The organism is Rothia sp. HMSC062F03, from assembly GCF_001836905.1.
Classification (GTDB): Bacteria; Actinomycetota; Actinomycetes; order Actinomycetales; family Micrococcaceae; genus Rothia; species Rothia mucilaginosa_A.
This window is the reverse complement of the sequence record NZ_KV830879.1, coordinates 1-24,913: the sequence shown is the minus strand read 5'-3', so window position 1 is coordinate 24,913 and position 24,913 is coordinate 1. Positions and strand designations below refer to the sequence as shown.

General features: G+C 61.8%; 20 protein-coding genes. 13 read left to right on the top strand and 7 right to left on the bottom strand.

Translation table 11 applies throughout. The features are described 5' to 3' along the window. Positions 1-84 precede the first annotated feature (84 nt). The 3 genes from HMPREF2674_RS04060 to HMPREF2674_RS09390 form a co-directional block, all read right to left on the bottom strand. Positions 85-1,200, bottom strand: coding sequence for a hypothetical protein (locus tag HMPREF2674_RS04060; RefSeq protein WP_070824896.1), 1,116 nt, complete (start codon positions 1,198-1,200; stop codon positions 85-87). 77 nt (positions 1,201-1,277) lie between these two features. Continuing rightward, entirely contained in the window at positions 1,278-1,940 is a 663-nt protein-coding gene (locus HMPREF2674_RS04055) for a sugar O-acetyltransferase (RefSeq protein WP_049331483.1), read from the bottom strand. Further along, the gene (locus HMPREF2674_RS09390) at positions 1,940-2,089 is read right to left on the bottom strand and encodes a hypothetical protein (protein WP_168162477.1); all 150 of its coding nucleotides are present in this window, start codon (positions 2,087-2,089) and stop codon (positions 1,940-1,942) included. The genes HMPREF2674_RS04055 and HMPREF2674_RS09390 overlap by 1 nt, the downstream gene beginning before the upstream one ends. Positions 2,090-2,243: 154 nt before the next feature. Here HMPREF2674_RS09390 and HMPREF2674_RS04050 point away from each other — a divergent pair, with 154 nt between their 5' ends. The 5 genes from HMPREF2674_RS04050 (at position 2,244) to HMPREF2674_RS09285 (ending at position 8,059) form a co-directional block, all read left to right on the top strand. Further along, the gene (locus tag HMPREF2674_RS04050) at positions 2,244-4,022 is read left to right on the top strand and encodes a long-chain-fatty-acid--CoA ligase (RefSeq protein ID WP_080975245.1); all 1,779 of its coding nucleotides are present in this window, start codon (positions 2,244-2,246) and stop codon (positions 4,020-4,022) included. Positions 4,023-4,337: 315 nt separating this feature from the next. Continuing rightward, positions 4,338-5,207: a MetQ/NlpA family ABC transporter substrate-binding protein gene (locus HMPREF2674_RS04045; protein WP_049343138.1), complete on the top strand. Its 870-nt coding sequence runs from the start codon at positions 4,338-4,340 to the stop codon at positions 5,205-5,207. Positions 5,208-5,351: 144 nt separating this feature from the next. Then, positions 5,352-6,410: a methionine ABC transporter ATP-binding protein gene (locus HMPREF2674_RS04040; RefSeq protein ID WP_049343139.1), complete on the top strand. Its 1,059-nt coding sequence runs from the start codon at positions 5,352-5,354 to the stop codon at positions 6,408-6,410. Next, positions 6,411-7,106 (top strand): methionine ABC transporter permease, encoded by a 696-nt coding sequence (locus tag HMPREF2674_RS04035; protein WP_005504487.1) that lies wholly within the window; start codon positions 6,411-6,413, stop codon positions 7,104-7,106. Between the two features lie 557 nt (positions 7,107-7,663). Then, positions 7,664-8,059, top strand: a complete 396-nt coding sequence (locus HMPREF2674_RS09285; RefSeq protein ID WP_141761801.1) for a hypothetical protein — start codon at positions 7,664-7,666, stop codon at positions 8,057-8,059. Here the strand turns inward: HMPREF2674_RS09285 and HMPREF2674_RS04030 are convergent. The 4 genes from HMPREF2674_RS04030 to HMPREF2674_RS04010 form a co-directional block, all read right to left on the bottom strand. Next, complete coding sequence (locus HMPREF2674_RS04030; RefSeq protein WP_096740576.1) at positions 8,030-9,358, bottom strand: ISL3 family transposase; 1,329 nt, start codon at positions 9,356-9,358, stop codon at positions 8,030-8,032. The genes HMPREF2674_RS09285 and HMPREF2674_RS04030 overlap by 30 nt on opposite strands. 1,067 nt (positions 9,359-10,425) lie before the next feature. After that, complete coding sequence (locus tag HMPREF2674_RS04020; protein ID WP_070824894.1) at positions 10,426-11,187, bottom strand: HAD family hydrolase; 762 nt, start codon at positions 11,185-11,187, stop codon at positions 10,426-10,428. A gap of 187 nt (positions 11,188-11,374) precedes the next feature. Continuing rightward, complete coding sequence (locus tag HMPREF2674_RS04015) at positions 11,375-12,793, bottom strand: ABC transporter permease family protein (RefSeq protein WP_070824893.1); 1,419 nt, start codon at positions 12,791-12,793, stop codon at positions 11,375-11,377. After that, positions 12,793-13,758, bottom strand: a complete 966-nt coding sequence (locus tag HMPREF2674_RS04010) for an ABC transporter ATP-binding protein (RefSeq protein WP_049331495.1) — start codon at positions 13,756-13,758, stop codon at positions 12,793-12,795. The genes HMPREF2674_RS04015 and HMPREF2674_RS04010 overlap by 1 nt, the downstream gene beginning before the upstream one ends. A 239-nt stretch (positions 13,759-13,997) precedes the next feature. On the opposite strand from HMPREF2674_RS04010, the gene HMPREF2674_RS04005 reads away from it, so the two are divergent. The 8 genes from HMPREF2674_RS04005 to HMPREF2674_RS03970 all read left to right on the top strand — a co-directional run bounded on the left by HMPREF2674_RS04005 (position 13,998) and on the right by HMPREF2674_RS03970 (position 24,844). Next, on the top strand, positions 13,998-15,284 hold the full coding sequence (locus HMPREF2674_RS04005) for a histidine phosphatase family protein (protein WP_070824892.1): 1,287 nt from the start codon (positions 13,998-14,000) through the stop codon (positions 15,282-15,284). Continuing rightward, on the top strand, positions 15,274-15,822 hold the full coding sequence (locus HMPREF2674_RS04000) for a VanZ family protein (RefSeq protein ID WP_239663125.1): 549 nt from the start codon (positions 15,274-15,276) through the stop codon (positions 15,820-15,822). The genes HMPREF2674_RS04005 and HMPREF2674_RS04000 overlap by 11 nt, the downstream gene beginning before the upstream one ends. A 341-nt stretch (positions 15,823-16,163) precedes the next feature. After that, the gene (locus HMPREF2674_RS03995; protein WP_049331499.1) at positions 16,164-16,955 is read left to right on the top strand and encodes a DeoR/GlpR family DNA-binding transcription regulator; all 792 of its coding nucleotides are present in this window, start codon (positions 16,164-16,166) and stop codon (positions 16,953-16,955) included. Next, entirely contained in the window at positions 16,955-17,905 is a 951-nt protein-coding gene (locus HMPREF2674_RS03990; protein WP_070824891.1) for a 1-phosphofructokinase family hexose kinase, read from the top strand. The genes HMPREF2674_RS03995 and HMPREF2674_RS03990 overlap by 1 nt, the downstream gene beginning before the upstream one ends. A 134-nt stretch (positions 17,906-18,039) precedes the next feature. Then, complete coding sequence (locus HMPREF2674_RS03985; RefSeq protein ID WP_070824890.1) at positions 18,040-20,055, top strand: PTS fructose transporter subunit IIABC; 2,016 nt, start codon at positions 18,040-18,042, stop codon at positions 20,053-20,055. Between the two features lie 98 nt (positions 20,056-20,153). Further along, positions 20,154-21,848 carry a phosphoenolpyruvate--protein phosphotransferase gene (gene ptsP / locus HMPREF2674_RS03980; protein WP_070824889.1) on the top strand — a complete coding sequence of 565 codons (1,695 nt, stop codon included), beginning with the start codon at positions 20,154-20,156 and terminating at the stop codon, positions 21,846-21,848. Positions 21,849-22,088: 240 nt separating this feature from the next. Beyond that, positions 22,089-22,367, top strand: coding sequence for an HPr family phosphocarrier protein (locus HMPREF2674_RS03975; protein ID WP_005504506.1), 279 nt, complete (start codon positions 22,089-22,091; stop codon positions 22,365-22,367). A gap of 266 nt (positions 22,368-22,633) precedes the next feature. Then, positions 22,634-24,844, top strand: a complete 2,211-nt coding sequence (locus HMPREF2674_RS03970) for a threonine/serine exporter family protein (RefSeq protein WP_070824888.1) — start codon at positions 22,634-22,636, stop codon at positions 24,842-24,844. The last annotated feature ends 69 nt before the right edge of the window (positions 24,845-24,913 follow it).

The following is a 24,913-nucleotide window of genomic DNA, read 5'->3' as shown; positions in this document are numbered from 1 at the left end:
GCGAAGACCTCCGGCGCACATAGCGTGCGCCGGAGGTCTTCGCGTTTTGTATCGGCATCGGTGCGGTGTCCGGTGCTTCGGAGGCTAGTCGTCCTCGCGCTCCACCCGGGTGCTCGGGTACTTATCCACGCGGCGGTGGTATATCTGCCCGCAGGCGCCGCCTATAAGGGCTCCCAGGAAGCTGAGCGCCAGGATGAGCATAATCGCCAGCAGGCCGTTGGAGGTATCCCCGTTCATGAGCCGCTGCATGGAGAACGCGGCGGTTCCGTTCGGGAAAATCTGCGGGACCAGGTAGGTGGCCAGCGAAGCCACAATGAGGCCCATGAGGTGCCACAGCCACACCGCAATACCCTGCTTGGAGCCGGCGAATCGAGCCATGCGTCCGGCGGCGTATCCGCCGACCAGGTAGGCACCAAAGATGAGGACGCTCAGGGCGACCGCCACGGGAACTACGGAGGATTCCCCGGAGAGTAGTCGTCCGATGACGGCGTGGTACTCGAGGGACTGCTCCTGCCCGGTAGAGGTGAGCCAGACGCCGATGCCCCAGCGGCCGCCGTCCATGAGGGTGATGGCAACGAGCCAGCCGAGCAGGCCCGGGAGCACGTGCATGCGGGAGTACCGTTCCTTCTGCATCTGCAGGGCGGTGGCGGCGGTGAGCACCGGTTCGCCGGGCTGGAGGATGGGCTGGGTGGGTTGGCCCGCGGGGACGGCGAAGCCCCCGTGCTGGGCGGGCTGTTCCGGTGCACGCGGTGCGGTATTCTGCGGGGTAACGCTGGGTGCCGTTCCGCGGTCGTTGGCGGCCTGCGCGCCGCGGCGCTCGGACACGCTCGGGGCAGACGCGGCGCTCTGCGCGGGCGCGGAACCCGCGGATGCGCCGCCACCCGAGCTACCTGAGCCGGGGGTGTTGAGCCAGCCGAAGGCGCTTTCCCCGCCGTCCGAGGTGTCCGCGTCATCCTGCGGGCTGGGAGCCGGGATGGGGCTGGGGAAGGCGCGGGTCGCCTCCCCGTCGGTGGTTCGCGACTCGGCGCGGCGTGAGGCGGCCTGCTGCAGGTCCTCGGCGGTCAGCACGACCGTGGGGTCGTCGGAGGAGAAGGCCGCGTCCCACAGATCCTGCTCGCTGGGCGCGGAATTGTCGTTGCCCTTTGCCTGCTGGCTGGCCGCCGGGCGGGACTCCGGCTGCTGGTTGTGTTGTGTATTCATGGCTTCCGATAACGGGGTTCGGGGATCGTCTGGCGACCCGGTGTGTGCGGTGGCTCGCGTTTTGGGTGGGTCTTAGCCTACTCGCTGTGCTCGGACTGGAAGGCCCGGGCCTCTTCGAGGGATTCGGCGGAGTAGGGGTGGGGGTGTGCGGGTCGTTCGTTCTCGTCGAGGGTGCGAACTACGCGTCCGGGGTTGCCGACCACGACGGAGTTTGCGGGTACGTCCTTGGTGACGACGGTACCCGCACCGATGACGGAGTTCTTGCCGATGGTCACGCCGCCCAGGATGATGGCACCGCCACCGATCCAGACGTTGTCCTCAACGGTGATGGGCTTGCCGCCTTCCCAGTACGCGGCGCGGTCGACGGGGTTGAGCGGGTGGGTGGGGGTGAGGAACTGCACGTTGTTGCCGACGAGCACGGTGGATCCGATGCGAATCGGGCAGACGTCCAGGAATACGCAGTCGAAGTTGAAGAAGGAACCGTCACCAATGTAGGTGTTCACGCCGTAGTCGAAGCGCGCACCGGGGCGGATGTGGGAGTGCTCGCCCAGGTGGCCGAGGTTTTCGCGGTAGACGTGCATTGCCTGGGCGTGCTCGCCGCGTGCGTAGTGTTCTTCGGCGAGGACGGTGGCGGCGTGGATGCGCTTAGTCTGTGCCGCACATTCGGCGTCGGGCATGTAGGCGGCGCCGGAGACCATGCGGTTGAAGATGTCGCCGTTGGGGCGCTGCGGGGTGTGCATTAGTGGGCTCCTCCCAGAAGGTAGACTAGGGCGATGATGGCCAGACCGATGAGAATGACGACTCCTCCGGCGATGGCGAAGCGCTTGGAAATTTCGCGAAGGAGCTGCTTGAACTGCTCGTCGGTTATGTCTTGCTGTCGCTTACTCATGGTTTAAGTATCCCAGAGTTGCGCCGAGCGCACCCGGGGGAGTGTCGTGAAACTGGCCGCGCCGGGCTCCCTTAGCTGGGAGCCTGCCGTGAAGATGGCCTGGAAGGGCGCTGGAAGTTGAGTCGAGGGGCCGTCGGCGGGCACAATCGAAATCATGACTGAGGCTCAGAAGAACACGAACACGGGGGACGCAGCCCCCGCGCGCGCCGCGGTGTTCGGCGCACCCGCTACCGAATCCGGTGAGAACCCCCTGGCGCATCGCCCCTGGTTGAAGAATTATTCTTCGTGGACTGCCCGCGATATTGAGCTGCCCGAGACCTCGCTGAGCCACCTTATCGATGAGGCGGTGCGTAGCGTCCCGCAGAAGGTCGCCCTGGAGTTCTTCGGCGCGACCACGACCTACGCTGAGCTGGGGGACCAGATTGAGCGTGCTGCGGAGGGTCTGCGCGTTGCGGGTGTGCAGGCGGGTGACCGTGTGGCGCTGATTTTGCCGAACTGCCCTCAGCATATTGCGGCGTTCTATGCGATTTTGCGCCTGGGCGCGATTGTGGTGGAGCATAACCCGCTGTACACGGGGGCCGAGCTGCGCCACATGTTTGAGGATCACGGCGCGAAGGTCGCGATTGTGTGGGACAAGATTGCCTCGCACGTGACCGAGATGCCAGCCGATATCCGCCCCACCCACATTTATTCGGTGAACCTGATTTCGGCGATGCCGCGCCTCATGCGCACCGCGCTGAAGCTACCCGTCAAGAGCGCGCGTGCCTCGCGTGAGAAGCTGACGGGCCCGGCCCCGGGCACGGTGCCATGGTCGCAGCTGCTCAAGAGCGAGCGCATTGATCCCGCGCATCGCCGCCCGACGGCACACGATATTGCGCTGCTGCAGTACACCTCCGGCACGACGGGTCTGCCCAAGGGCGTGATGCTCACGCACCGCAACCTGGAGTCGAACGGCCGCATGGGTGAGGCGTGGATTAACCCGGGCGATGACGAGGTGATTTACTCGGTCCTGCCGCTCTTCCACGCGTACGGCATGACCCTGGGCGTGACGATTGCGTCGCTGTGCCGTGCCCGCCTGGTGCTGTTCCCGACCGTGGACATGGACCTGATTTTGAAGGCGATGAAGAAGACCCGTCCGACGATTCTTCCTGCGGTTCCGCCGGTGTACCGCCGCCTGATGGATGAGGCGAAGAAGCGCGGCGTGTCCCTGGAGGGTATCCGCTACGCGGTGTCGGGCGCGATGAACCTGCCGCCCGAACTGGTGGCCGAGTGGGAGGAAGCCTCCGGCGGTTTCATGGTGGAGGGCTACGGCCTGACCGAGTGTGCCCCGCTGGTCTCCTGTAACCCGCTGAACGACACCCGCCGCGCCGGCTCGATTGGTGTGCCCTTCCCCTCGACTGATATTCGCGTGGTGGATCCGGAGACGGGTGCGGATGTGCCTCTCGGCGAGGAGGGTGAGCTGTGGGTCAGCGGTCCCCAGCGCTTCATGGGGTATTGGAAGCGTGAAGACGAGACCGCGAAGACCATCACCCCCGACGGCTGGTTGCGCACGGGTGATATTGTGCGCCTGGACGAGGACTTCTTCATCCAGATTGTGGACCGCATCAAGGAGGTCATTATCACCGGCGGCTTCAACGTCTCCCCGACCGAGGTGGAGGTCGCCCTCAAGCAGCACGATACGGTTGCGGATGCGGCGGTGGTCGGTATTCCGCTGCCCGGCGGCGGCGAGATGGTCGTGGCCGCGGTGGTTCCCGCCCCCGGCCGGGTGGTGGAGGAGCACACCCTGCGCGAACACTGCTACTCGAAGGTGACTCGCTATAAGGTGCCGCGCCGCATCGTGGTCGTGGACGACCTGCCGCGTTCGATGCTCGGTAAGGTGCTGCGCCGTAAGGTGCGGGAGCAGCTGATTGCCTCGGGCGATTTTGAGCAGTAGCGTCGGTTGGTTTGCCGCCCGCCCGTAATGGGCGGGTACGATGAGCGCCGGCTCGGGTTTTAGGCCGGGGCCGGCGCTTTGCGTTGACGCAGACAGACGGCTGGTGGGGGAGCGGAATTGGCAAATAATCATCGTGTGACGAAATATGACGAAATATGACGAGCTTGACGTTCTGTGTCTCATGATTGACCCTTAACTTCCACCGCCGCCCCTGTGCGTGCTGTAATTGTCCCATCATCATTCGCATCGGCTTGTCGGCGCTCTATGCCCGTACCCGGTGAAGCACGTCATCATTCAACAGAAAGATTCATAGCCGTGAAGAAGTTTGCCGCTGCTCTTGCAGTCGTCCCCATGATTTTCAGCATGGCCGCTTGCGGTTCCACCTCGAACTCCTCCTCGAAGAAGGTCACCATCGGTGTGGTCGGCTCCGAGAAGTTCAACAAGACCCTGAAGGAAGAAGCCAAGAAGCAGGGCATCGACATCGAGTTCAAGGAGTTCAGCGCATACACCGAGCCGAACCCCGCACTGGACGCCGGTGACATTGACATGAACCGCTTCCAGCACATCGCCTACCTGTCGAACTACAACGTCAGCGCCAACAAGGACCTGCAGATCGTGGGCCCGACCGTCATCTACCCGATGGCTCTGTTCTCCAAGAAGCACACCAAGCTGGCCGACATCCCCCAGGGTGGCGAGATCGTGATCCCGAACGACACCGTGAACGAGGCACGCGCGCTGAAGCTGCTGAAGACCAACGGTCTGGTCACCTTCAAGAACGCTGACGTAGACGCCCCCACCATCGACGATGTTGACACCGCTAACTCCAAGGTGAAGGTCACCCCCGTCGACGCAACCCAGACCGTGGTTGGCATGGAGTCCGCTGACGGCGCAGTCGTCAACAACGACTTCCTCAAGGACGCAGGCCTGAAGCCCGCGGACGCACTGGCTCAGGACGACCCCAAGACCGACCCCTCGGCCATCAAGTACGTGAACCTCTTCGTCGCCCAGAAGGACAAGGCTGACGACGAGACCTACAAGAAGATCGTTGAAATCTTCCACACCAAGCCCGTCATGGATGCTGTTCAGGAAGAGACCCGCGGCACCGCCGTTGAGGTCAACGTGAGCACCGACGAGCTGCGTCAGTCCCTGGCTAACGAAGAGGCCAAGCTGCGCGCCAAGAAGTAATCTCCTGACAACACGCCTCTCGTAGGCACACGTAAGGCGGTAAGCCCGGGCACCCGATGCGGGTTAGAAGGGCTTACCGTCCTTTGCGTACCGGCGCCAAGTCCCTTGGCGTCCCAACCACGACATTTAACGGATACAAATACTATGAGTGAACAGCTAGAAGAGGTCGTAGAAGGCCTCCCCCAGCCCATGGTGATTCTGGACGGCGTGTCCAAGGTCTTCGGTAACGGCCCCAAGGCTGTCCCCGCCGTGGACAACGTCTCCCTCACCATCAACCGCGGTGAAATCTTCGCGATTATCGGCTACTCCGGTGCCGGTAAGTCCACCCTGGTGCGCCTCATCAACGGCCTGGAAAAGACCACGAGCGGCACGCTGATCGTGGACGATTTTGAAATCTCCGGCAAGCGCGACTCCGAACTGCGCGAGGCCCGCACGAACATCGGCATGATTTTCCAGCAGTTCAACCTCATGAACTCCCGCACCGTGCTCGGTAACGTTGAGTTCCCCCTCAAGGTGGCCGGTTGGCCCAAGGCCAAGCGCCGCGAACGCGCCCTGGAGATGCTGGAATTCGTGGGTCTGAGCGACCGCGCCGGCCACTACCCGAACCAGCTTTCGGGCGGTCAGAAGCAGCGCGTGGGCATCGCCCGCGCGCTTGCGACCAACCCCTCCCTGCTGCTGGCTGACGAGGCCACCAGCGCCCTGGACCCCGAAACCACCCATGAGGTGCTCGCCCTTCTCAAGCGCGTGAACCGCGACCTGGGTATCACCGTTGTGGTCATTACCCACGAGATGGATGTCGTGGCCAGCATTGCCGACCGCGTGGCGGTCATGGAGTCCGGCCGCGTGGTGGAAGAAGGAACCGTCTACGACGTCTTCTCTAACCCGCAGACCGATGTGGCGAAGCTCTTCGTGGCGACCACCGTCAAGCTGGCCCCCACCGGCCAGGAGGCGGAGGATCTGCGCGCATCGCACCGTGGCTACCTGGTCAACGTCGAAATCGTGGAGGGCAATCAGGAGCTCGGCAAGGTGCTGTCCTACCTGGGCGCCCGCAACGTCCGTTTCAACATCGTGGGCGGCGGTATCGAGACCCTGCAGGGCAAGGCCTACGGTACCCTCACCCTGGAACTCCTCGGCGAAATCACCAGTATTGATGCCGCCGTTGCCGAACTAAAGACCGTTGCCCGCGTGCAGGAGGTGCGCTAAATGTTTGCTACTACTCTTCCGCTGGCCGCTTCGAAGACCGACTGGGGCGAGTTCCTGCCCGAGAAGCTGATCCCGGCTATCGGCGACACCTTCTACATGGTGTCCATCACCATGCTCTGCGCCGGTCTGGTCGGCCTGATTGTGGGTGCCCTGCTGTACACCACCCGCGCCGGTAATATCTTCCAGAACCGCTTCGTGTACACGGTCCTGAACATTCTGGTGAACATCATTCGCCCGATTCCGTTCATCATCCTGATTGCGGCCCTGGGCCCGCTGACCAGCGCCGTGGTGGGTACCCGCCTGGGCGTGAATGCCGCGGTCTTTGCGATGAGCTTCGGCGCTGCGTTCGCTATCGCCCGCATCGTGGAGCAGAACATGGTCTCCATCGATCCCGGCGTGATTGAGGCGGCCCGCGCTATGGGCGCCTCGAAGCTGACCATCCTGTTCACCGTGATGATTCCCGAGGCGCTCGGCCCGCTGATCCTGGGCTACACCTTCCTCGTCATCGGCGTGGTGGATATGTCTGCAATGGCCGGTTACGTGGGTGCCGGTGGTCTGGGTAAGATCGCGATTGTGGACGGCTACCAGCGCTTCAACGACGAGATCACCTGGGCCGTTGTGGCGATTATTATCATCCTGGTCCAGCTGGTTCAGTTCATCGGTAATGCACTGGCCAAGAAGGTTATGCGCCGATAGGCTCGTGCCGCTATAGGCGCAGCTGATAAGGCATAGAAGACCCCCGGTCTGCTCCTTGAGGAGCGGGCCGGGGGTCTTTCTTGATGCTGCCTATCAGGTGAGGCGGTGGCGCGGTGAGGCGCCTGCGGTACGTGCTTAGTTCTGCGCCGCCTCCAGGTACATATCCGGGGCAGGCTTACCGGTGGGAACGTCGTTGCTGCTGGCCCAGGTGTGCACCAGCGAAAAAAGCATACGCACGTAGGAAAGAAGAAGAGAGGTGGGTGAAAGCAGCAGGGGAAGTGAAGACTGTTTACCGCTGTATCTGCGATAAGAACCTAGAAATGTTTAAGGCAGAGGAGCATCTGAAGCGCATTAAGACGACTTAGGATGTAAGTTTACTGAGGAGAGAGAACGGGCTGGGAGCTTTAGCAGCTAAATACTATAGTTTGTAGTGGTGCAAATTATTATTGAATCGTTACTAAAATAATCTTGACTCCCATTTTGCTAATTGATATCATAAAAGTATTCCGGTTCACATCAAACTAGAGATATCATCAACAGCTAGAGAAGGACAGGCAATGAAAAATTTTAGTAAGTCAATCGTAAGTTGTATTTCTGCGACTGTGGCGATAGGTATATCTGGGGTGGTGAGCTATCCTGCTCACGCAGAATCCACTGCTCCACAGAGCGTCTCATCTGTTTCACCTACTTTAGGTAGCTTTTCTGCAAACTCAAATGAAACGGGCGAAGCATATGCGAATCTCGTGGATACCTTAAAACATGAATTCACATTTGATCGCGATGGAAATCTAGCCCTGAAGTCCTCTATGCGGGATCTTGCTAAAAAATACTCACTGACTGATGTAGAAGTTTCTCAGCTCGATACCCTACTGAATACAGCAAATACATCTACGGGCAGCGTGGCTCAAAGCATTTCCGGCTCTTCAGAGTTGAGTGTGGTTGGAGGCATCTAGGCCTCCTGCGATGAGGAGCATTCGGAGTTGGTAGTTGGTGGGGTTGCGGTAGCCTCTGGCGGTGCGTCTTCCTAGTTCGATGATTCCGTTGATGGCTTCGGTGGGGCCGTTGCTGGCTCCTCCTGTATCGAAGTAGGCCAAGAAGGCGTCCTTCCATTTGCGTAGGGTTCGACCCAGTCGGGCGATTTCGGGGATGGGACACGTTGGTAGGCGCTGGATGAGATGAGCGGCCAGGCGTCGGCCTTGGGCGGGTGTGGCTTGATGGAAGACGTCGCGCACTTGCTGGGCGCAGTGGTAGGCGACTTCCACACTGATATGCGCCTCATCTGCCGTGAAGGCCTCACGGAGTCGTTCTTGTTGACGCTTCGTGAGCCGATCACGCGAGGCGCGCAAAAGATTGCGGATCTGATAGAGAGGATCACCCTTGCGCCCGCGGTGACCGGTCGTGTCTTGCTGGACGCGACGACGCACCTCATCGAGAGCGTCACCGGCGAGCTTGACGATGTGAAAGGCATCGAGCACGCTGGTGGCGTCTTGGAGCTGGTCATCAATGGCGTTCTTATATCCCTGGAAGGGATCCAGCGTCGCGATCTGGATACCGGAGCGAAAGTCTTCGCCGCGCTCGGCCAGCCAGTTCTTGTACACGGTGCCAGACCTTCCCGGGACCAGATCCAACAAGCGGGCCGTGGGATGATCCTCCCCTCGCGTCAGGTCGACGATGCCGGTGAGCTCACGGGGCCCTCGTCGGCGTCGGTCCTGGTGGTGCCACACGTGCTCGTCAACCCCCAGCACCCGCACCCCTGAGAAACGGGCGGGGTCATCAGATGCGGCTTGCAGACACGGCTTGATATGGGACCACACGGTATTCCACGTGGTTCCTAACTGGCGGGCCAGCCCCGAGATAGTGGCTCCCTCGAAGCGCAACTGTCGGATCGCCCAGCGGATCGCCCGAACACCCAGACGCGCCCTGGGAGCACACACCGAGTGGTTCTGCTCAGCGAAAGTCGTGATCTGGCAGGTATGTTCGCGGCATATCCAGCGTCGCTTATGCCACCGGATCCGCACCGGGACCCCGGCCCAGGGCGCGTCGATCACCTCCACCACCACACGCCCATGACCTTGAGCGATCACCCCACAATCTGGGCACCCCGCCAGCTGGTTGCACGACTCAACATCGAGCACCAGAGCATCTGGGGTGCGAACCGCACTCATCAGATGGAAGCCCTCCAAGTCGACGAGCAGATCACACCGATCACAACGATCAAGCGACACAGAGCAGCAGCAGGTAGGGTGAGACATTGTCGAGGTCCTTGACGACAGCGGGGGTAGAAGTCCGCTCATCATCAAGGACCTCGACCTCTACCCGCAACCCCCGACCAACACCCGGTCACCCACACTCAACTCGGAAGAGCCGCATTTCCACTGCTCCTAGAGCTGTAGTGGCGGGAGACCGTGGAGATGGCGCGCGAATTTTGTACATCGACAATGCCACCCTAACTACGGGTACAGCGTCCATGTTGTTCGCAGCTGCTCAGGTTAGCCCTGCTGCCCTCATGGCCGCTTGGACAGCCTTTACTGCCACTTTTAGTGGCCCCATCGCGATAGGTTCCGCAGTTCTGGGGTCGCTGTTCTTCGCCGACCTAGCCATGAAAATTGTCGGAGCCGGTGTAGAAGGACGTGGAATCGCGTTCTACGCAGATTGGGGTATGCCACCGCTGACAGCAAAAATTGAATAAATATCTGAGGTGATTAAGTTGGTCGACACTAGATACATACCGATACCTGAATTATGGTTCGCAGGTTATTCTTGCTATTATTTTACATCTTCGCATGATTCAATGTTTTATAATGTTGCCGGTATTTTAATTCTTTGTGGAGTTTTTGGGTACTCTGCATATCGTGCAAATAAGAACTACGTACAACCTGCGGCATCCTTCATAAAATCCGTATTTTTTATGTTGGCTGTAGTAATTTTACAAGTGTATTGGCTTGACCCTTTGGCTCAGGTTGTAGTTCTACTTATGAGTATCCTGTACGCTTTTGTTTTCTATAAGCAACAGCCGAAATAAGCATCCTTGGAGTTCTAAAACACCTAGCATCACGAGAACCTGCCAATGTTCAGGTTCTCGTGATGTTTTGTATTGGTACCGTTTAGTGAGACTTTTGAAAAGTAGCGCTCCGCGAGAGTGCTGATGAGGTCAAAGGGCTACAAGAGCGGGTGCTAGAGAGGCAGCTGATAAGCATAGAAGACCCCCGGTCTGCTCCTTGAGGAGCGGGCCGGGGGTCTTTCTTGATGCTGCCTATCAGGTGAGGCGGTGGCGCGGTGAGGCGTCTGCGGTATGTGCTTAGTTCTGCGCTGCCTCAGACTATTGAGCTGCCTCAGACTGCTGTGCCGCCTCAAGCTTGGCGATCCAGGTGCGTGCCGCCTCCCAGAGCTGCGGGTCATTGAACGAATCGAAGCGCCCAAAACCGGTCGGTGCCTTTGCCGGGTCGGTGCCTTCCGGAACGTAAATCATGACCTTCGTACCGGCGTCACGTGCCGCCTGCGCGCCCGCGGGGGAGTCCTCGAACGCCAGCGCCTCGTGACCTTCAAAGCCGAGGCGACGTGCCGCCTCCAGGTACATGTCCGGGGCGGGCTTACCGGCCGGAACGTCGTTGCTGCTGACCCAGCTGCGCACCAGCGGGGCGTAACCGTAGCTTTCCATTTTCAGGGTCAGAATGTTCGCGGTGGAGTTCGACGCCACCGCAACCGGCATGTGCTCGCTCAGGAAGCCCAGGAACTGTTGCGCGCCCTCAATCAGCTCCACGCCGGAGCTGATGACCTCGTGCTCGGTGGTGAGCAGATCCTTCATCACGCGTTCATGGTGCTCGGCGTACTCTGCGGAGGCGGTGTCCGGCTTCTGGCCGTTCTGCGCCTCGTAGGAGAGCAGTGCAAGCTCCTCGGCGACGTCGGCTGCCGCCAGGCCGGTGAGGCGGTGCTCCACCTCTTCGGTGAAGGGAACAGACCAGCGTGCGAAAAGCTCACGCTGCACATCGTTCCAGACGGTCTCAGAATCGAGGAGGATGCCGTCGCAGTCGAAGATTGCGCAGCGGGGGAACCAATCGGAGGGTACGGTGTGTTCAAACATAATGCCAGTCTCTCACAGGGCCATCGGTGAAGGAAGCGCCAGCCCGGCGCCTGAGAAAACATGCAGGGCACAAACCGGGTGAGGGCACAAACGCACGCAGCACAAAAGCACGCAATGCGTCAGTAGGCATAAAGAAACCCTCCCGCCGCGTCCGGAGAACGCAACGGGAGGGTAGAGGCCGAGCAGCCTAGAGAGCGGACACCGGCTTATGAGTCACCTGACGCATAAACGGAATGGTCGCCAACAGGCCCACATAGACCAGTACCAGACCCAGCGCAATAGCGCCGAAGGTTAGACCGAACATCTTCGCCAGAACCTCACCGGGAAGACCCTGAGCCGCAATCAAAGCCGTCAGCGGAAGACCCAGCAGCGCAGAAATCACGCTGATGAGCACCAGCGGGCCGAAGACCACGGTCAGGCGCGAAGCCTGCAGCAGCTTCGTGGGGGTACCCATCATATTCAGTGAAGAATACAGCGAACCACGCTCGTAAATGGCGGCGCTCTGGTTCAGCACTGCGGAGAGGGTGACCAGCAGGTACGAGAAGAACAGCATGAGCAGCATGCCCTGGAACATGTCCTGCATGATGGTCATGAAGGGGCTGGCAGCAGGACCGGCTTGCTTCGCGTCTTTGCTCATCTCACCCGCCAGAATCAGGATGGGGCCGAAGAAGGTCACCAGGAAGGTCGACAGCGCCACACCCGAAACCTGACGCCACGCCCCACGCGGGGATTCCAGCACCGCACGGTAACCCAGCAGAACCGACGCCTTCTGGGTCATGCGCACACGAATCTTTGCGTACGCCCACACCAGGAAGGTACCAATCAGGTCGATAGCAACCATCATCAGCAGACCCGGCAGAGCAATGAAAATCGCCAGGTTCTTGATGGCGCTATCGGCGCCGCCGTCCTGGAAGGGCGAGAACATGCTGAAGCCCGTGGAGGTAGACGCCAGAATCATCACGGCGATGACCAGCACAACACCGATACCCAGGGCAATATAACCAGCAGAACCAGCCTTCGCGCGGGTACGCACACCCAGCGGGCTAATGCTGACCTTCGCCAGGCCGAAGAGGGAGCTCAGCGCCGCCAGAACCATGCAACCCAGGAAGCAGTAGAAAATCATGCTCACCGGAAGAAGCATATTCTCGGCACCGAGCGGAACGTTCATGAAGTGCAGGGCGCCGAACGGGAAAATCAGCACCAGGTAGAGCAACAGACCGATGATGAAACCCACAAGAGAGTACACCAGCGCGTCCGCAACAGACAGACCCACAATCAGGGTCGTGGAGGCACCAATCAGGCGCAGGGAGGCCAGGCGCTCGTCACGGCGGCGGGCACTCAAACGAGCCGCCGAGGCACCCAGGGTAAAGAGCGGAACAACCAGCACCAGAGCGGCAACCCACGCCAAACCCATGTAGAGCTTCTGAATGCCCATCAGGTTGATCATTTCGTGGTCAACGTTGGCGTGCTCAAGCCACGTACTCAGCGCCTGAACACCACCGGCAACCGTCAAAAACAGCGCCGATGAGGCCGCAAAAGCCAGTACGGGAAGAATCGCCTGCGAACTCCATAGGGTTCGCTTGGCGAGCAGGGCATAGATTTGCATTATGCACCTGCCTGAGACTGAGCGTCAGGGTTCTGGGTGCCGTTCTGCGCGGGTACGCCACCCTGGCTATTGCGCTGATCGCTCACGATCTGGCCGTCCTGCAGATACACCACGCGGGAGCACGCGGCAGCCACGTTCGGATCGTGGGTGACCACCAGCAGAGTCTTACCCTGCTGCGGAATCATGGTCAGCAGCAGCGCCATCACCTCGCGCGCGGTCTTCGAATCCAGCGCGCCGGTCGGCTCATCCGCAAAGGTCACGGGGGCGCCGTTCACCTGCGAACGGGCAATAGCCACGCGCTGGGCCTGACCACCGGACATCTCACCCATGCGGCGATCCAGCATCTGGCCCAGACCCAGGCGGTTCAGCAGGTCAGCAGAAATGGCGCGCGCCTGCTGGCGGGGAATACCGGCAATCATCGCGGCGAGGGAGACGTTCTCCTCCGCGGTCAGCTCGGGAACCAGCAGACCCTGCTGGAACACGAAACCAAAAGAGCTAGCGCGCAGGGAGGTGCGCTCGCGCTCGCTGAGGGACTCCACCGCCACCTGACCGGTGGGGGAGTTGAACAGCACGGAACCGGCATCGAGCTTAATAATGCCCGAGAGCGCGTGCAGCAGGGTGGTCTTACCGGAACCGGAAGGACCCATAATCGCCACGGATTCGCCGGGGTAGATATCGAGGCTCACGTTACGCAGAACCGGGTTATTGCCGTAGGACTTGTGCAGGTTGCGGGCAGAAATAATCGCACCGGGCGCGAAGGGCGCCTGCTGCATCTGCTGGGGCATCTGGGGTGCCTGAGCGGGGTAACCCGGCTGGCCCTGATAATACCCCGCCTGGCTCGGCTGACCCGGCTGGGTGGAGTACTGGCCCGCAGGCTGCGCCGCCTGCGGAGGGGTCATCGAGTACGGGTTCTGGGACGTGGGAGCCTGGAACTGCGGGTTCTGGGGTTGAGGATTCTGCGTCATAGCAACCTTCATCGGATATGAACTAACGGAAGTACCCGTCTATCATCTCAGCTTCTCGGCGGCTCGGCCCTCCATCTGAGGGCTGAAAAATATGGGAATACGCTGAGAAAAAGGGCCGACGCGGCGCGGGAGGGAGCTATTCGCCTCGTCCTCCGGTATGAGGTCGGCACCGCGGGCGGCGTGCAGGCGGTGTGGCTTCGACCCCTTGAACTCGCGGAGACGAGTGGGATACTAGAAGGATGACCGACGCACAGAACACCCCCATCATCACCCCCGTCGCGTCCGAACCGCACGGAACCCGCATCATTCTTATGCGCCACGGGCAGACCGATTGGAACATCGACCACCGTTTCCAGGGCGGCACCGACATTCCCCTCAACGACACCGGCCGCGACCAGGTGCGCACCGCCATCGACGCGCTGAAGCAGGCCCGTGACGAAGGCACCGTCGTCGACCTGGTGCTCTCCTCGCCCCTGAGCCGCGCGGCCGAAAGCGCCGAGATTGTGGCCGAAGGCCTGAACGTGCCCTACCGGGGTGCCGTGGCCGGGTTCCAGGAGCGCTCCTTCGGCGAGCTGGAGGGGCAAATCGCCACTCGCGAGCTGGTGCTCGCCTCCCGCGAATCCGGTGAGGAGTACGGCGTGGAACCCACGGAGGAATTCGTCGCCCGCGGCCTGGCGGCTCTGAACCGCGTGCGCCGCGAGTACGACGGCAAGACCGTGCTGGTGGCAACCCACGGCATGTTCATCGCGCTGATGATGAACGCCCTGCTGGGGGAGCGCCCCGACTGCCTCACTGAGGAGGGTTTCTACCCGATTCCCGTCAACGCCTCCCTGACCGAGGTGCCCCTGCAGTACCTGGACAGCACCATCGACCGCCTGCTCGTGCATCAGAACGAACCCGACCTGGGACCTGAGCCCCTGCCCGCCGGCGCCGAGAACACCTCCCTCACCCTGATTCGTCACGGCCAGACCGATTGGAACAAGGCGAACCTCATGCAGGGCGTCACGGACATTCCGCTCAACGACACCGGTCGCGAGCAGGCACGCACCACCGGCCGGAAGCTGGCGGAGATGGGCCTGGACTTTACGGTGCTGGTGTCTTCGCCGCTGTCCCGCGCCCACGAGACCGCGCAGCTGGTCGGCGAGCACTTCGACCTGCAGGTGGACAAGACCTACCCCGAGCTGGTCGAGCGCGCCTATGGTGACGGCGAGGGCCTGGACATTCCCGCCCCTGAACGCCGCGCCCCCGAGCGCTACTACCCGAACGTGGAATCCGAACGCGACGTGTACATTCGCGCGGTACGCGTGCTGCGCCAGATTGTGCGGGACTACGCGGAGCGAGGCGGAGAACAGAAGATTATCGCCGTCAGCCACGGCAGCCTGATTCGCCGCGCCCTCTCCGCCGCCGCGGGTGAGGAGTGGACCGTAACCGTGCCGAACGCCGAGCCGCTGGTGGTGGACGTCCCCGGCCTCTTCGCGTGGGACTCCTCGCGATACACCGACGAGGTGGGTCGCATTGTCTGGTAGCGCGCGCCCCGCGGGCAAAGTCCTTGAGCGTCCGGCGCAGGGGGCATCCGTTGCACCCGAGGGGGCAGCTGAGTCCTCGGCGCGTCCCCTCTCCCGGGGGATGCGCGTGCTCCGCGGCGCCCTCTGGGCCCTTACCGCACTGTACTGCCTGGTCGTGGCGAGCATCGTGTTCGCCCCCGTCCACGTGGACGACAACGAGATGGGTGGCCGCCTCGCAGCCCTGCTGGATGCGGGCCACGCCGCCGGCTGGCTACCCGAGTTTGTGACCTACTCCAGCATCGAGCAGCTCTCAAACGTCATCATGTTTGTGCCCGGAGGCTTCCTCTTCGCCCTGCTCCTGGGACCGTCTGCGCGACGCCATGTGCTGTACGCCGGGTTCGTGGTGAGCGCGTGCATCGAGACGATTCAAAGCTTCATGCCTAACCGCACGGGGGATTTCGTGGATGTGCTCATGAACGGTACGGGTGCCCTGCTGGGAGCGGCCTGCGCTTTCTGGATGCACCGGGTGCTCCGCAAACGCCGGGAGCGCCGGGCGTAGGGACCGGCCCGCCGCCCGACCGGTGGACACCGGTGGTCGATGCGTGTGGGCCGCGTTATGTGTGGTCCGCGGAACAAAACCCAACGTATCATCGAGTCAAACAGACATAATCACTCATACGGGGTGGTAAAGGGTGTGGTTTCTGTAGGGAACACAGGGTAATATTCCGGCGAATACGGTGGTTTATATTGACCTACCCACAAAAACCCACATAAAATCAAGTATGATAATGGATGTTCTGGGGCGCACTGCGTTTGCTTCCCGCGGGAACGTACCCACACTGAGAACACGCCATAGATACGCACAGATTTCCTACCCACTACCGAAAGAACACCGAATTTATGTTCGCAGAAGAACGCCGTGCCGAAATTGCAAAGCTCGTTGCCTCCGCACGCCGCGTGAACGGCGCAGACCTTGCGCGCCGATACGATGTGACCATGGAGACCGTGCGCCGTGACCTTGCCGCCCTGGAAGAGGCCGGCAAGCTTCGCCGCGTCCACGGTGGCGCGGTGACCATCGAGCAGTCCACCTCTCTGGAATCGTCTATTTCCTCCCGCCAGGGCATGAACACCCCGGAGAAGCGTCGCATCGCTACCAAGGCGTACCAGATGCTACGCGATTCTGAGTCGGGTTCCATCGTGCTGGACGCGGGTTCCACCATCGAGATTCTCGCCGACCACATCGGCGCCGAGAACTTCAGCCTTAAGACCGGCAACGACCGCATCATCATCACCCACGCACTGCATATTGCAGTTAAGCTCGCCGAGGCCGAGGGCGTAACCCTCGAGCTGGTGGGCGGTCAGCTGCGTAAGATGACCTGGGCCGCCGTCGGCGCCCGCGCGGCCGAGCACTTCGGCACGATGCGCCCCGATATTGCGTTTATCGGTGCCAACGGCATCGAGCCGCACTTTGGCATCTCCACTCCCGGCATGAACGAGGCAATCGTTAAGACTGCAATCTGCAAGTCCGCCCGTCGCGTGGTCCTGCTCTGTGACTCCGCGAAGTTTGGCCAGGAGTCCCTGGTCCGCTTCGCTGGATTTGAGGATATTGACACCCTCATTACCGATCGCGAGCCCGAGGGCGCCCTTCGCCAGGCGCTCGAGGCCGCCAATGTTGAGATTGTGATTGCCTAATGATTATTACTCTGACCGCCAACCCCAGCCTGGACCGCACGATTGAGCTCGGCGCGCCCCTGGCCCACGGCGCCGTGCAGCGTGCTGTCGGTGCCGTACAGGATCCGGGCGGCAAGGGCGTGAATATTTCTCGCGCGCTGCAGGTTTCCGGTGTTCCGACCGTGGCTATTGTGCCCGGCGAGTCCACCGACCCGGTGCTGACCGCTCTGTCTGCGGTGGATGTCGAGTTTGCGAACCTGCCGACCGGTGAGCCGATTCGCTCGAACATCACCGTGGTGGACCCCGATGGCACCACCACCAAGCTGAATGCTCCCGGCACCCACTTTGATGCGCAGCTGCGCGAGAAGCTGGACGCCCTGGTGGTTGAGCGTTCCAAGGGAGCCGAATGGGTGGTCCTGGCCGGCTCTCTTCCGCCGGGTCTAGAGCCCACCTACTATTCCGAGCTGGTGGCGGCCCTACGCGCCTCCGGTTACGCGGGCAAGATTGCTATTGATACTTCTGAGGCGCCACTGATTGCGACCGTTGCGGGTGAGCACAAGCCCACGCTGATTAAGCCCAACTCCGAGGAGCTAGCCCAGCTGACCGGTAGCGATAATTGGGAGGAGCTGGAGGCCAGCCCCGAGCTGACCGCCCGCACCGCTCAGAAGCTGCTTGGCGACGGCATCGAGTACGTGTTGGCCACCCTGGGCGGCGGCGGCGCGGTGCTCGTGACCGAGGAAGGTATCTGGCACGCCGTGCACGAGCCGATTCAGGTGCGTAGCACTGTGGGTGCCGGTGACTCTTCGCTCTCGGGCTTCTTGATCGCGCATACTCGCGGCGCGGATGCGCCCGGTTGCCTGGTTCAGGCGGTGGCCCACGGTTCTGCCGCGGCGGCCCTGCCCGGTACCCGTATGCCCTCGCTGGATCAGACCACCCCCGAGAAGGTTACTGTCCGTCAGATTCAGCTCTGACGAGGAGCGAAGCACCACCGACGTAAATATTCTAATTTGAGAATATTTGTCCAAGGCTCTGCACACACTTAAAACACAGGAGGAGGGCGTTCCCGCCGGAGCATCCCGCCTCCACTCCAACCCGAGGAGAGAACATGTCCGATCTGATCACCGCGGATCTCGTCCTACTGGACGAGAATCTCGGCGACACCCGATTCGACGTCATCGCCAAGCTTGCCGAAGCTGTCGTCAAGGCCGGCCGCGCGACCGACTTCGAGCAGCTCTACGCGGCTGCCGAGGCACGCGAATCCAAGACCGACACCGGCATCCCCGGCGGTATTGCGATTCCGCACTGCCGTAGCGCCGCCGTCACCGAGCCGACCCTGGCCATGGCACGCCCCAACCCCGCCGTTTCGTTCGGTGCAAAGGACGGCCCCGCCGACCTGATTTTCTTCATTGCTGCACCCGACGGCGCTGACCAGGCACACCTGAAGCTGCTGTCCACTCTGGCACGCTCCCTCATGAAGAAGAGCTTCACCGCCGCCCTGCGTGAGGCTTCGTCCGCCGATGAGGTCGTGGACCTGGTGAACGGTGCGCTGGGCGTGGGCGAGAAGAAGGCGGAGGCTAAGCCCGCCGAGGCTGCGCACGCCGCCCCCGCCGCTGCCGAGAAGGAAGCCCCGAAGGCATCTGAAAGCGCGCCGGCCGTGAAGAAGATTGTCGCGGTGACCGCGTGCCCCACCGGTATCGCCCACACCTACATGGCCGCCGACGCCCTCAAGTACGCCGCCGAGGAACTCGGCTACGACCTGAAGGTTGAGACCCAGGGCTCCTCGGGCAACGAAACCCTGAGCCAGGCCGATATTGACGCCGCCGACGCCGTGATTTTTGCCGTGTCGGTGAATGTGCGTGACCGCAACCGCTTCGCCGGTAAGCCCTTCGTGGAGTCCCCCGTCAAGCGCGGTATCGACGAGCCGAAGAAAATGATCGCTGAGGCCTTGGCCGAGGCCGAGAACCCGAACGGTGCCCGCGTGGCCGCCGCCGCATCCACCTCCGATGACAGCGCCGGCGCCTCCGAGGGTGCCTGGGGCTCGCGCATCTACAAGGCCGTGATGACCGGTATCTCCTACATGATTCCGTTCGTCGCCGCCGGCGGTATTCTGGTGGCCCTCGGCTTCGTCTTCGAGGCCATCACCATGCCGAACCTTGGCGACGTGGACACCAAGGCAATTCTGGGTTCGGCAACCCTGTTCAACCTGGGTGACGTGCACTGGACCCTGTACCTGGGTGCCGTGCTGCAGACCATCGGTGGTTTCGGTCTGAGCCTGATGGTTCCGGCTCTTGCCGCGTACATTGCGTACGGTCTGGCTCAGCGTCCCGGTATTGCTCCGGGCTTCATTGCCGGTTCGGTGGCTCTTGCGGTGAACGCGGGCTTCCTCGGCGGTATCGTCGGCGGTATCCTCGCCGGTCTGATTGCGTACGCTCTGGGCACCCTGAAGCTGCCCCGCTGGTTGGGTTCCATGATGCCCGTGGTCATCACTCCGCTCGTGACTTCGCTGGTGACCGGCCTGGCAATGTACCTGCTGCTCGGTGCGCCCCTGGCTTGGGTTATGACCACCCTGCAGAATTGGCTGACCTCCATGTCTGGTGGTTCCGCTCTGCTGCTCGGCCTGATCCTGGGTGCCATGATGGCTTCTGACCTGGGTGGCCCCATCAACAAGGCTGCTTACCTCTTCGCAACCGCCGGCCTGTCCTCGGGTGCGACCGTGAACCAGGAAATCATGGCCGCCGTCATCATCTCGGGTATGGTCCCGCCGCTGGCCATGGCCCTGGCCACCACCCTGCGCCCCAAGCTCTTCAGCGAGGCCGAGCGCGAGAACGGCAAGGCCGCCTGGTTGCTGGGTGCATCCTTCATCTCCGAGGGTGCTATTCCCTTCGCCTCGGCTGATCCCGCCCGTGTCATCCCCTCGACCATTGTGGGTGGTGCCCTCGCCGGTGCCATCTCGATGAGCGCTCACGTGGCCTCTCCGGCACCGCACGGCGGTATCTGGATTATTGGTCTGGCGCAGAACCCGCTGATGTTCTTCGTGGCCGTGCTGGCCGGTACCGTGCTATCGGCTCTGGTGTACGTTGTGCTGAAGTCCATGGGTGCCCGTTCCAAGGCATCCGCCTAAACCGTAGACCTCATCTTCTGATTGACTCGCAACTACAGAGGACAGCGCGAATAGAACGCGTTACACTGTAGAGAACCCACAGATAGGATATGAATCCCATGACTACCTACAAGGGCGTCGGCGTCTACGCCGGTCGCGTGATTGGCCCGGTTCTTCAGATGCCCAAGCCCATTGAAGAGCCCAAGGACGGCCTGCGTCTGAGCAGTGAGACCGCCGAGGCAGCAGCGCAGCGCATCAAGGACGCTTCGGTCCGCGTTAAGGAAGACCTGCTGGCTCGCGCAGAGCACGCTAGCCGTGACGGTAAGGCTGTTCTGAAGTCCACCTCTCAGATGGCTACCGACCGTGCACTCATCAAGAGTGCTATCAAGCTGGTCGAGACCCAGGAGATGGCCCCCGAGCGCGCTATTTGGGAGGCGGCAACCTCCTTCGCTGACCAGATGGCTGCCCTGGGCGGCTACATGGCTGAGCGCGTGACCGACATCCACGACGTTCGTGCCCGCATTGTTGCTGAGCTGACCGGTCAGCAGGCTCCCGGCATCCCCGTTTCTGATGAGCCGTTCATCCTGGCCGCGATCGACCTGGCACCGGCCGACACCGCAACCCTGGACCCCGAGAAGGTTATCGCCCTGATTACCTCTGACGGTGGCCCCCAGGCACACACCGCTATTCTGGCTCGCGGCCTGGGCCTGCCCGCTATTGTGGCGGCCAAGGGCGTGACCGAGATTGCTGACGGCACCATCGTCTACGTGGACTCCAACGAAGGCATCGTTGACACCGAGCCCACCGACGCTGACCGCGAAGCAGCAATCAAGTACGCAAACCGTAAGCCCGTCGCTGACTTTGACGGCCAGGGCGTGCTGGCTGACGGCACCCGCGTTGAGCTGTACGCAAACGTTGGTGACGGCAAGTCCGCTGAAAAGGCTGCAAGCCTGAAGGCTGAGGGTGTTGGCCTGCTCCGCACCGAGTTCGGCTTCCTGGGCCACGACGCTGAGCCCTCCATCGAGACTCAGGCTAAGACCTACAAGTCCGTGTTTGACGCATTCCCCGGCAAGCACATCGTGGTTCGTACCCTGGACGCCGGCGCCGACAAGCCCCTACCGTTCCTGAACGTGAACCCCGAGGAGAACCCCGCACTGGGTGTCCGCGGTTTCCGTACCGACTGGACCGTGCCGGGCGTTCTGACCCGCCAGCTGCAGGCTATCAAGGCCGCTTCGGAGGATTCCGACGCCGACATTTGGGTTATGGCCCCGATGATTTCGACCACCTCCGAGGCTCGCAACTTCGCGAACATGCTCAAGGAGATTGGCCTGCCCGTTCACGGTGTGATGGTTGAGACCCCCGCAGCCGTGATGAACGCCGAGGCAATCCTGGGCGAGGTGGACTTCGTGTCCATCGGTACCAACGACCTGACCCAGTACACCATGGCGGCTGACCGCCTGCTGGGCGATTTGGCTCACCTGAACAACCCCTGGCAGCCCGCGGTGCTGAAGATGATCAAGATGACCGTTGAGGGTGCTCAGCGTGCATCGGTCACCGCCGGCAAGAAGAAGTACGTGAGCGTCTGTGGCGAGGCCGCAGCCGACCCGGCTCTGGCTGTTGTTCTGATTGGTCTGGGCGTTGATACCCTGTCCATGAACGCCGGCGCTATCCCCGCCGTGGCCGCCGTGCTGAAGTCCGTCACCAAGGAGAAGGCACAGCAGATTGCCGCTATCGCCCTGCAGCAGATTTCCTCTGCCGAGGCGAAGGAGAGCGCACGCAAGGCTCTGCCGATTCTGGACGAGCTGGGCCTCTAATCAAGAGTCGCTAGGGTTCGCGGCTTCCTCACCGTCGGATGGTCGCTGAACCGCTCGGCCCATGAGCCGACACACCTACAATGCCGGGTGCAGAGATTATTTCTGCACCCGGCATTTTTATGTTTGTTAGCGCAGGGCTAACCGGTACAATTTATAGGGTAAGGGCGGGTCCTAACGCGCCCCGTTCATCTAGAATAGGTTCCGAGATTATTTCGGTTCCTGAATCAAAGGAGAAACATAATGGCAGAGCGCGAAGCCACTATCGCAAGCCGTGTCGGCCTGCACGCACGTCCGGCAGCAATTTTCGCTGAGGCAGCTGGCGACCTCCCCGTCGAGGTCACCATCGCAGCTAAGGGCGAGCCCGCCGATGAGGCTATGGATGCAGCATCCATCCTGTCCCTGATGTCCCTGGGCGCAAAGCACGGCGATGTTGTCGTTCTGCGTGCTGAGGGTGAGGGTGCTGAAGAGGCTCTGGACTCGCTGGTTAAGATCCTCGAGACCGACCACGACGCTGAGTAATTAACCTCGGCCCCGGCCGGGTTGCCGTATTCCGTCGCCCACGGGTGCGGAAACGAGCACACAATGCGTAAATATCCCGTCACTGAGGTGGCGGGATATTTTGTTGCCCGCGTTCTTCGCCGAGGGGAGGCAGACCGCGAACAGCCGAAGAAAACGGGCCGGGCGGAGGGGTGGAGAATTTGATTTCGGGACCTGCTCACGAGGGTGTACCCCTCGCGTCGCTCCCTTGTTAGACTATAGGGGCACTGTCTAAACGGGAGGGGACATTGGCAGAATCGAGGAATACTCCCGCGCCTTCGGAGGTACGAGCCGGAGCGCGGAACGCGTCGCATGCAGGCGAGGCGCAGGCTCAGCCGGGAGAGCCGGATAACACCCGGAATAGCGCCTCGGAAGAGGCCGTCCCCGCGATCACAGCGGGTTACGTCGCAGGCAAGGGCGGGTTTCCCCTGGTCTCCCTCGATCAGGTTGCTGACGAGCGCCTGCGCCGCGTCCTGGCGCAGCAGAACACCTCCGAAGAGACGGGGACCGTGCAGGCGCACGCCGTGAGCGATGTTCTGCACGACGTAGCCGCGCAGGTTGGTATTTCTACCGTCCCGGACGAGGTATCCGCCCCGCAGGAGGAGCCTGCCGAGCTCGACCACGGTGCCCGTACCCTCATTGACCCGTCCCTCACCCCCGAGGATGAACTGGACGCATACCGCAGCGAAGCGCATCCCGTAACTGCCAGCAACGTGGTGACTGAGGCGGCTCTGACGCGCCCCTCCCAGCCGGTTCCCATGACCGGCATGATTCCTCAGGTTCCGAACTCCCAGGCCGCGCAGCGTTACGGCCTCGATACGGCCTCTGCCGCGGTGCCCAAGACCGGCCCCGTCTCGGCGGCGACGACCGCCGTGCCCCTCGTGGGTCGGAACGTACGAGGAGCGCGAGGCCGCGGTACCGGCGGTCGCTGGGGTACGCGCCACCTACGTTCTTTTGTGCGTACCGAGGAGGCGGCTCCCGACGCGCCGCGCGGTGCCGCTCGCATCGCCCAGCGGCAGTTCGTGCCGACCATTCGTACTCAGGAGCACGAGCGCCGTGAGGCCTTCCGTCGCGAGAAGGAATACGCCCGCGATACCCTGAACTTCACCCTGCGTTTGGCGGAGGCGATGTTCCACTACGGTGCCGATGCTATGGACGTGGACTCGGCCATCATCGCGGTCTCTTCCGCGTACGGGCTGGATTCGGTGGACGTTGATATTACCAACCAGTCGGTGACCATCAACTACACCTCGGACCCGGATATCTACATGGAGTCCCGCATTGCCAAGCGCAACGCGAACGCGGACGAGCGCTTTACCCACACGCTTGTGCGCGTGGTGCGTTCTTCTACGGAGAACTATGAGGCGCTCTCCGAGGTGTACGGCCTGATTTACAAAATTACGCGAGGCGGCATGACCCTTGAGATTGCCGACCTAAAGCTGAGCCAGATTACGCACCGACCCAAGCCCTTCCCGCCGCTGGTCGTGTGGCTGGCAAACCTGGCCTGCGCCGCGACGCTGACCGCGGCGCTGGGTGCGAGCTTCTCCACGGCTCTGAGCGCGGCCATCATCTTTATTCCGGTGTACTTGCTGATTCAGTGGCTAAGCTCAATCGGTATCCCGGCGTTCTTCCGCATGGCAGCCAGCGCGGGCCTGATGACCTTCCTGGCGATTTGGCTGGGTGGCGACGGTTCGATTCTGCAGCGTCCGGGGGAACCGATTTCGGCACCCCTGGTGGTTGCAGCGGGCATGATTATGTTTTTGCCAACCCCCCGCCTGGTGGGTGCCGTGCAGGACGCGATTAACGGTTTCCCGGTGACGGCCGCGGGCCGCTTCGTGTCGACGGGTATGAGCTTCTTGGGCCTGGTGGTCGGCATCGCGACGGCGGTGAGCGCTATTAATATTTTCAATGGCCCGACCCTGGATATTGAGCAGCTGCGCTTCCAACCGACGACCCCGCTCGTTGCGTCGTTTTTCTTCCTGATTGCGACGGCGACCTTCGCGATTACCCTGCAGACGAAGCTGGTGAAGGTTGGGTGGCTGATGCTCATCACCACCTGCGGTCTGGCGGCTTATTACAGCTATGATATTCTGGCCGGCCCAAGCACGGGTCGCGGTCCGACGGCGTGTGCGGCGGTTGTGATTGGTGCGTTGAGTACGTATTTTGCGTACCGACTGCACGTGCCGCAGGCCATCTTTTCGATTCCCGCGATTACGTTCCTGCTGCCGGGTCTGTCGTTCTTCCGCGGCATGTACCTGCTGACGGTTGAGACCGACGTGATTCTGGGTATGCAGAACATGATTACGGCGGCCTCGATTGCGGTGGCGATGGCCTCGGGTGTGGCGCTCGGTAATTACACGATGCAGTATCTGCTGCAGCGTTTCACGAAGCCACGTAACGTTGAACCTTTGGACGCTGTGGCTCCCGAAGCAGCGGATACGGAATCCACCCCGGCTTAACATGCCTGACGGGATTATATAGCCAATATAGAATATGCGTGGCGGCCCGTGAACCTCAGTTCACGGGCC

Excerpts from the sequence above, each read along its gene's own strand:
- HMPREF2674_RS04060 (WP_070824896.1), bottom strand. The coding sequence starts at position 1,200 with ATGAATACACAACACAACCAGCAGCCGGAGTCCCGCCCGGCGGCCAGC.
- HMPREF2674_RS04055 (WP_049331483.1), bottom strand. The coding sequence starts at position 1,940 with ATGCACACCCCGCAGCGCCCCAACGGCGACATCTTCAACCGCATGGTC.
- HMPREF2674_RS09390 (WP_168162477.1), bottom strand. The coding sequence starts at position 2,089 with ATGAGTAAGCGACAGCAAGACATAACCGACGAGCAGTTCAAGCAGCTC.
- HMPREF2674_RS04050 (WP_080975245.1), top strand. The coding sequence starts at position 2,244 with ATGACTGAGGCTCAGAAGAACACGAACACGGGGGACGCAGCCCCCGCG.
- HMPREF2674_RS04040 (WP_049343139.1), top strand. The coding sequence starts at position 5,352 with ATGAGTGAACAGCTAGAAGAGGTCGTAGAAGGCCTCCCCCAGCCCATG.
- HMPREF2674_RS04035 (WP_005504487.1), top strand. The coding sequence starts at position 6,411 with ATGTTTGCTACTACTCTTCCGCTGGCCGCTTCGAAGACCGACTGGGGC.
- HMPREF2674_RS09285 (WP_141761801.1), top strand. The coding sequence starts at position 7,664 with ATGAAAAATTTTAGTAAGTCAATCGTAAGTTGTATTTCTGCGACTGTG.
- HMPREF2674_RS04030 (WP_096740576.1), bottom strand. The coding sequence starts at position 9,358 with ATGTCTCACCCTACCTGCTGCTGCTCTGTGTCGCTTGATCGTTGTGAT.
- HMPREF2674_RS04020 (WP_070824894.1), bottom strand. The coding sequence starts at position 11,187 with ATGTTTGAACACACCGTACCCTCCGATTGGTTCCCCCGCTGCGCAATC.
- HMPREF2674_RS04015 (WP_070824893.1), bottom strand. The coding sequence starts at position 12,793 with ATGCAAATCTATGCCCTGCTCGCCAAGCGAACCCTATGGAGTTCGCAG.
- HMPREF2674_RS04010 (WP_049331495.1), bottom strand. The coding sequence starts at position 13,758 with ATGACGCAGAATCCTCAACCCCAGAACCCGCAGTTCCAGGCTCCCACG.
- HMPREF2674_RS04005 (WP_070824892.1), top strand. The coding sequence starts at position 13,998 with ATGACCGACGCACAGAACACCCCCATCATCACCCCCGTCGCGTCCGAA.
- HMPREF2674_RS03995 (WP_049331499.1), top strand. The coding sequence starts at position 16,164 with ATGTTCGCAGAAGAACGCCGTGCCGAAATTGCAAAGCTCGTTGCCTCC.
- HMPREF2674_RS03990 (WP_070824891.1), top strand. The coding sequence starts at position 16,955 with ATGATTATTACTCTGACCGCCAACCCCAGCCTGGACCGCACGATTGAG.
- HMPREF2674_RS03985 (WP_070824890.1), top strand. The coding sequence starts at position 18,040 with ATGTCCGATCTGATCACCGCGGATCTCGTCCTACTGGACGAGAATCTC.
- ptsP (WP_070824889.1), top strand. The coding sequence starts at position 20,154 with ATGACTACCTACAAGGGCGTCGGCGTCTACGCCGGTCGCGTGATTGGC.
- HMPREF2674_RS03975 (WP_005504506.1), top strand. The coding sequence starts at position 22,089 with ATGGCAGAGCGCGAAGCCACTATCGCAAGCCGTGTCGGCCTGCACGCA.